The 6,131-nt window shown below is 64.4% G+C and carries 7 protein-coding genes; 5 read left to right on the forward strand and 2 right to left on the reverse strand.

Annotation, left to right across the window (positions count from 1 at the left end):
* On the forward strand, positions 1 to 204 hold a 204-nt coding region (locus tag ON38_RS25760), incomplete at its 5' end, for a tetratricopeptide repeat protein (RefSeq protein WP_039827605.1).
* A gap of 420 nt (positions 205 to 624) precedes the next feature.
* On the opposite strand, the gene lipP1 is transcribed toward ON38_RS25760, so the two are convergent.
* Positions 625 to 1,593 (reverse strand): LipP1 family hormone-sensitive lipase, encoded by a 969-nt coding sequence (gene lipP1, locus ON38_RS25765; protein ID WP_039827606.1) that lies wholly within the window; start codon positions 1,591 to 1,593, stop codon positions 625 to 627.
* A gap of 48 nt (positions 1,594 to 1,641) precedes the next feature.
* Between lipP1 and ON38_RS25770 the strand changes: the two genes are divergently transcribed.
* Positions 1,642 to 2,100, forward strand: coding sequence for a MerR family transcriptional regulator (locus ON38_RS25770; RefSeq protein ID WP_051165175.1), 459 nt, complete (start codon positions 1,642 to 1,644; stop codon positions 2,098 to 2,100).
* A gap of 207 nt (positions 2,101 to 2,307) precedes the next feature.
* On the forward strand, positions 2,308 to 3,030 hold the full coding sequence (locus ON38_RS25775; protein WP_039827609.1) for a GNAT family N-acetyltransferase: 723 nt from the start codon (positions 2,308 to 2,310) through the stop codon (positions 3,028 to 3,030).
* A 182-nt stretch (positions 3,031 to 3,212) separates the two neighbouring features.
* Here ON38_RS25775 and ON38_RS25780 read toward each other — a convergent pair whose 3' ends face one another.
* The gene (locus tag ON38_RS25780; protein ID WP_039827607.1) at positions 3,213 to 3,590 is read right to left on the reverse strand and encodes a hypothetical protein; all 378 of its coding nucleotides are present in this window, start codon (positions 3,588 to 3,590) and stop codon (positions 3,213 to 3,215) included.
* 388 nt (positions 3,591 to 3,978) lie between these two features.
* Here ON38_RS25780 and ON38_RS34345 point away from each other — a divergent pair, with 388 nt between their 5' ends.
* Together ON38_RS34345 and ON38_RS34350 are read left to right on the forward strand one after the other, a co-directional pair.
* Entirely contained in the window at positions 3,979 to 4,443 is a 465-nt protein-coding gene (locus ON38_RS34345) for a Het-E N-terminal domain-containing protein (protein WP_051165176.1), read from the forward strand.
* Between the two features lie 146 nt (positions 4,444 to 4,589).
* Positions 4,590 to 6,131: tetratricopeptide repeat protein (locus tag ON38_RS34350; protein ID WP_157181897.1), on the forward strand; the 1,542-nt coding region annotated here is incomplete at its 3' end.

Below are 6,131 nucleotides of genomic sequence, written 5' to 3' on the forward strand. Positions count from 1 at the left end.
GACCACCCCAGCACCCTGGTCGCGCGCAGCAACCTCGCCGGCGCCTACAGCTCTGCCGGCCGCACCACCGAAGCAATCCCGCTCTACGAGCAGGCCCTCACCGGCTTCGAACGAATTCTCAGTGGCGATGGCCCCGATACCGCGCGCTTCCGCTTCCGCGACCACCTCGAACAGTTGCGGACACTACTTTCCCGCAAGACCTGAACCTCAGCGAAACTGCGACACCGGAATTGAACGGCGGGCCGACACAGCGCTCGTCAGTGGGCCAGCAGGGCTCGACTTTCCTCCACAACCCGAGAACGCCCTTCGAACAGGAGCGTTCAAGAATTGATGCATTTTTGGACGCTCAGAGCAAGATCATCGCTGGTCAACGATAGTTTCTGATGGTTTTCCGTCCATGAAATGTCTTTTTATGAACACTCGGCATGGATAGTGCGATACGGGTTGGAGCGCTGGATGGCCACCAGCCCTGCTCAGCCGCCAGTGGTCAGTCGGAAGCGCCGGATAGGGCTCCGGAAGGTTGACGGTGAAAGTCACGCCGAGGAATTGCCTCAGATCGGGGTACCGGCCGGGCCGACTGCGCCGGCCGACCCGCCGGCACGCCTCGGGGTCGGGGCGGGCTTTCTACCGTGCCTCGGAAACCGCGGTGAGCGCATTGCGTAGTGCGGCGGCGGCTTCGGATCGCGCCGTGCCACTGTCGTCGAAGGGATGGCGTAGGAATTCGTGGATCATTCCCGGGTAGCGGCGGACTTCGGTCGGCACACCGGCGCGGGCCAGTGCGGCGGCGTACTCTTCGCCCTCGTCGCGGAGGGCGTCGTATTCGGCGGTGATGACCAGGGCCGGCGGTAGTCCGCGATGGTCGGTCGCCAAGAGAGGCGAGACACGCGGATCGAGTTTTTCTTCCTCGCTGGTCAGGTAGTTGTCCATGAACCAATGCTGGCCCGCGCGAGTGATGTTCCCGTATTTCCCCGCAAATTCCCGGATGCTGTCGTTGGTGCGACGGAAATCCGTATCGGGGTAGATGAGCAATTGGAAGGCCAGCGCCGGTCCGCCCAGATCGCGGGCCATGTGGGTGATGACCGCGGCGAGGTTGCCGCCGGCGCTGTCACCGGCGACCGCGATCCTGGTTGCGTCGGCGCCGAAGCTGTCGGCGTTGGCCGCGACCCATCGTGTAGCGGCGAAACACACGTCCGGTGCGGCGGGGAATTTGTGTTCGGGGGCCCGCGGATAGTCGACCGAGACGACGATGGCGGCGGCGCCATTGGCCAAGCTGCGGCACAGGCCGTCGTGGGTATCGAGATCGCCGAGGACGAATCCGCCGCCGTGGAAGAACAGCACCACAGGCATGGGCGCCGCACCGGCCGGTGTGTAGATCCGTATCGGAACCTGGTGGCCCGCCAATGCGATGGTCCGATCCTCGACCGTGGCCACCGATTCCGGCTCGGCGAGCATCGGGATCTGGCGCCGTAGTCCCTCGCGAGCCTGTGCGGGAGTGAAGGTGTGCAGTTCCGCGAAGCCTGCGCGTGAGATCCGATCCAGATATGTCTGCACCTGCGGATGCAATCCCGAGGCGGGCGTATTCGATGTGCTCATGCCGCTATCCTGTTACTTGAAGCATGGTTCAAGTCAAGGAGAACAGGTATGGAGCTGCTCGATATCGCCGAGGTGGCCGACCGGTCCGGATTGGCGCCCTCTGCCCTGCGGTTCTACGAGCGACGCGGCCTCATCCACTCGGCCGGACGTAACGGTCTGCGCCGTATCTTCGAACCGGATGTACTCGACCGGCTCACGCTCATCGATTGTGCGCGCGGAGCGGGTTTCACCCTCGCCCAGATCCAGCGGTTCCTCGCCGCGACACCCGACGACACCGAGCTGCGCGCCCACCTCGCAGTCAAGGCGACGCAACTGGACCACGACATCGCGCGGCTGACCCGGATGCGCGACAGTCTGCGCCACGCAGCGACCTGCACCCACCAGCCCCTGGTCGAGTGCCCCCAGTTCAAAAACACCCTCGCCGACAGTGATCATCCGCGCCCAGCGCCGACATCCGCCCCGATGGGCGTCGGCGGCCAGACGGATAGAGCCACACACTGTTCATAAATTGATGCATTTTTGGACATACTCGGCCATCATCATCGCTGGTCAGCGATGATGGGCAAGTACTCACTGTTCGGAAACGGCCGATTCGTGAACAACGGTAAGGCTTCGTGACGACCTACATCCCGGGCGGCCCGATTCGCATCGAGTACTGGCCGAGCCTGGGATATGCGATGGCACCGTGGGCCGTGCGGTGAGCAGAATGCGGCCATGCCAACGAATTCGGTGCTGACAAGAGCCCAAGCTCTCTGGGAAGGACTGGCCGCGGCGCCGGTTTCATTTTCCTCGCCTGACCCCGTAGATGTGGCGGTCTCGCCCCGCGCGATGATCTGCCCACAGGGCTGGACCGGCTTCATTGTGCTGCAGGGGCGGGCGATCGTTACAGCGCCCAGCGCGTCCGCGGTCGCGGCGATCCGCGGTGCAATGGCAGAGTTGTCCGTCGAGGACCTCGTGGACCCTGAAATGCTCGGCCGCGTGCTACCTCTGGCCGAAGTGCTGGGCCCGGCTACGTTGGCCTACCTCGGCGAGCGCGATTTTCGTGCGGCCGCACCGGGTTCGGTGCCGGTCGACCGGATCTCTGCCGAGCATCCCGATCTACGCCGGCTCGAAGTTCTGGCGGGTGAGGACGAATCAGAGGAAAGCGGTCTTGGCGATATCACCTCCCCGGCCTTCGTCATCCGGATTCAGGACGAAGTGGTCGCAGCCGCCGGATATCGAACCTGGCCGAGTCGGACTGCGCACATGAGTGTGCTGACTGCCCCCAGGAACCGGGGCCGGGGCTTGGCGCGACTGACAGGTTCTGCGGCAGTGGCGCACGCCCTGGAGGCAGGGCTGCTTCCCCAGTGGCGGGCCCGCACTCGGCAGTCCCAACGGGTCGCGTCCGCCCTGGGCTTTCGCGAACTCGGTGCCCAACTCAGCGCCAGACTGAGTTGACTGCTTCGCCGAATAGACGTGCTGGCACTCGGTGCAACTCGCCAGTGCTGTTCAAGAACTGATGTATTCCTGAACAGTTGCGGCTTGATAATCGCTGTTCAGCGATCTTTAGAAGCGGATACCCGTCCAAGAACGACCAGTTCTTGAACACAGCGTGGCTGGGCGGGGAGCCCCCAACGCCGTCAGGCCCCCGGCTTCGGCGAGAATCGAGTGAAGCCGGTGAGCGCTCGCCGTACCGCCACCTCGCCGGCAGGTCCAGCACGCAACCCGTCGAGCACCTCGTCGGACATCTCACCGTAGGTCTCGAACGACTGAATGCTGCAGTGCTCCATCACCTCCCGGATGTAGGGGTCGGACAACTTCCAGTGTGCGAGCACTGCCTCCGAATCGCGATAGAGCTGGAAACTGTGTGCAAGCCCGCGGTCCTCGTCGAGAAAGACCTGCACCATCAGTTGTGGGCCATGCTCTTCGACGAACGCTACCGCCCGCTGTACGGCCTCCTCGAACTGTTCGAGATGACCGTCGGTTATCCGCATGGTGTTGTGGAACAAAATGCTCATTCCTAGATGATCAAACCTCAATTATGGTTGAGGTCAAGTTGAACCTGCACGACGTCTCGTCTCATACAGCTGCCCATGACCCCCCGTCGGCTCGTGGCCTGTTCCAGCAGGCGATCGTGGTTCGACGCCAACAGCTGGTTGAGGGAAGCAGCGAATTGAGCGAACCGGCCAATGTTCATTAAATGATTGGTTTATGAACAGTGTCAAGCACAGAGGCATCCGACCAAGCCGTCCTCTCCTGCGGAGTGTTCAGCAAACGTGTCGCGGTGGTGGTCTACGAACCGTGGCCGGTGAGAGCCGGCCCATGATGCGCCTCACCTCGGACAGCTGTGGTGGCGATGGATGGTGTATCGGTGCGGTGCGTGGTCGCGGATGGGAAGATCGCCGGATGGACCCGGTGACGGCAGTGGTGGTTTCGGCGATCGCAGCAGGCGCGCTCGCCGGTGTAAGTGATACCGCGGCGCAGGCGATCAAGGACACCTACGCGGGGTTAAAGAACCTGATATCCCGCAAGTACAGCGACGTGGACGTCTCCGGGTTGGAACGCAAGCCGGAGTCAGAGAAAAAGAAAGACTCCCTGGCCGAGGATCTCGAGGACGCTGGCGCCGCGGGCGATGCCGAGCTCGGATCGGCGGCGGCCGCAGTGCTGGAGATGGTCCAACAGCACGCCCCGCAGGCAGTAGTTGGTGTAGATGTAGCCGGGCTGGTGTCGGCAGCGTTGACGATCGCTGACGTCGTGTCCACTGGTGACGGGGTGCGGGTGAGCGATTCCACGATCGAGGGTGCCACCGAGATCCGCGGGATTCGGGCGGGATTCACGGGGTCGCCGGGCCCTTCGTCGGCGCGGGACTGACCCCCGGATCTCCTGCGCCACCTGCCCCTGCCGCGAGCGAGGGCAGGACGAGCTTCGCCGCATCCGGGAGCACTTTCAACGGAGATGTATACGTCGGGCCTCCGGTGCCGGGGATTTCGTCGCGGCCGTTACGGGATCTGGTCCAGGTGTTCGGGATCGAGGACCTGTGCACGGTTGGCGAGGTGGACCCGTACCAGTTAGGGGCGACGAGTTCGGTGTTCGGGCGCTCGGGTGAGTACGGGCGCCGCGACCGCTATGTGCCGCGTACCGCCAGTATGGTTGATGAACGCCTGGCCCGGGCGTTGGCCGGGGAGCAGCTGGTGGTCCTTGTGGGCCCTTCGAAGGCGGGTAAGACCCGGACCTTGTTCGAAGCAGTGCGCTCTTACGATCCTTCCGCTCGAGTGGTGTGGCCGGTCTCTGACGGCATTGGGGAACTCACCGCTCATCCGCGCATCGCCGACAGTGACGACACCCTGGTGGTGTGGCTCGACGACCTGCACGAGTACCTCACAGGTGCGGTTCCGCTGACGCCCGCCGCATTGGCCCGGTTGTCCTCGCGCTGCGGGCGGACGGTGGCGGTGGCGACGCTGCGCTCGGAGATGCGCGCCCAAATGCGCAGGGAGGGTGAGCTGCGGCAAGAGACCCGAATGCTGCTGGACCAAGCACTGACCATCGACCTGGCTTCCACCAGCGACGACCCCGCCGAGAACGTGGCCGCGGCTCGTGCCTATCCACATCAGACAATCGCTGGCCATGGGCTGGGTGAGGTCTTGGCCGGCGCGCCGGAACTGCTGGCCCGCTACAACGACGCCCGCGCCGCTGACCCCCAACTGCATGCGGTGATCGCGGTCGCGGTGGACTGGGCCCGCATCGGCCGCACTGAACCGATCCCCGAACCCGTCCTCGTCGACCTCACCTTCAGGCAGCTGCGATCAACCCACCCGCACATCGACGCCACCCCAACGAGCGTGCTCGACGCGGCCACCGAAGCGCGCACACCACCACCGGGCGCGGGTCGCACTGCGGCACTGCACACCAGCTACATCGACGCCGACACCCGCGGCTACCGAGCCTTCGACTACCTCATCGCCGCCGACGACGGACAAGATCACCGCGCACCCCGACCCATCCCGGAAACCTACTGGCACGACGCAACCCGTGACTGCGACGCTGAAACCCTGGTCACGGTCGGGACCGCCGCCTACCGACGCGCCGCTGAACCCACCACTGCGTTGACCCTCTTCCGAAAAGCCGCTGACGCCGGAAACCCGAACGCAATGCATAATTTGGGCGTTCTGTTCGCCGCGCGTGATGACAAAGCCGAGGCCAATACCTGGTATCAGCAAGCCGCCGAGGCCGGCAACACCCGCGCTATGACAAACCTGGGCGTCCTGCTCAATCAGCGCGGTAATCAGGTCCAGGCAGAGGCCTGGTACCGGCAAGCCGCCGGCATCGGAGACGCTGGCGCTATGCACAATCTCGGTATCCTGCTTGAGGGGCGCGGTGATCAAGTTGAGGCAGAGGCCTGGTACCGGAAAGGCGCCGACGCCGGGAGCACCGGCGCGATGACCGCTCTCGGCATCCTGCTAGCCAAGCGCGATGATGAGGCCGAGGCAGAGGCCTGGCTTCGGAAAGCCGCCGGTATCGGAGGAACCAACGCGATGGCGAGCCTTGGCTTCCTGCTGGCC

The organism is Nocardia testacea NBRC 100365 (assembly GCF_000308775.1).
In the GTDB taxonomy this organism is placed as follows: domain Bacteria; phylum Actinomycetota; class Actinomycetes; order Mycobacteriales; family Mycobacteriaceae; genus Nocardia; species Nocardia testacea.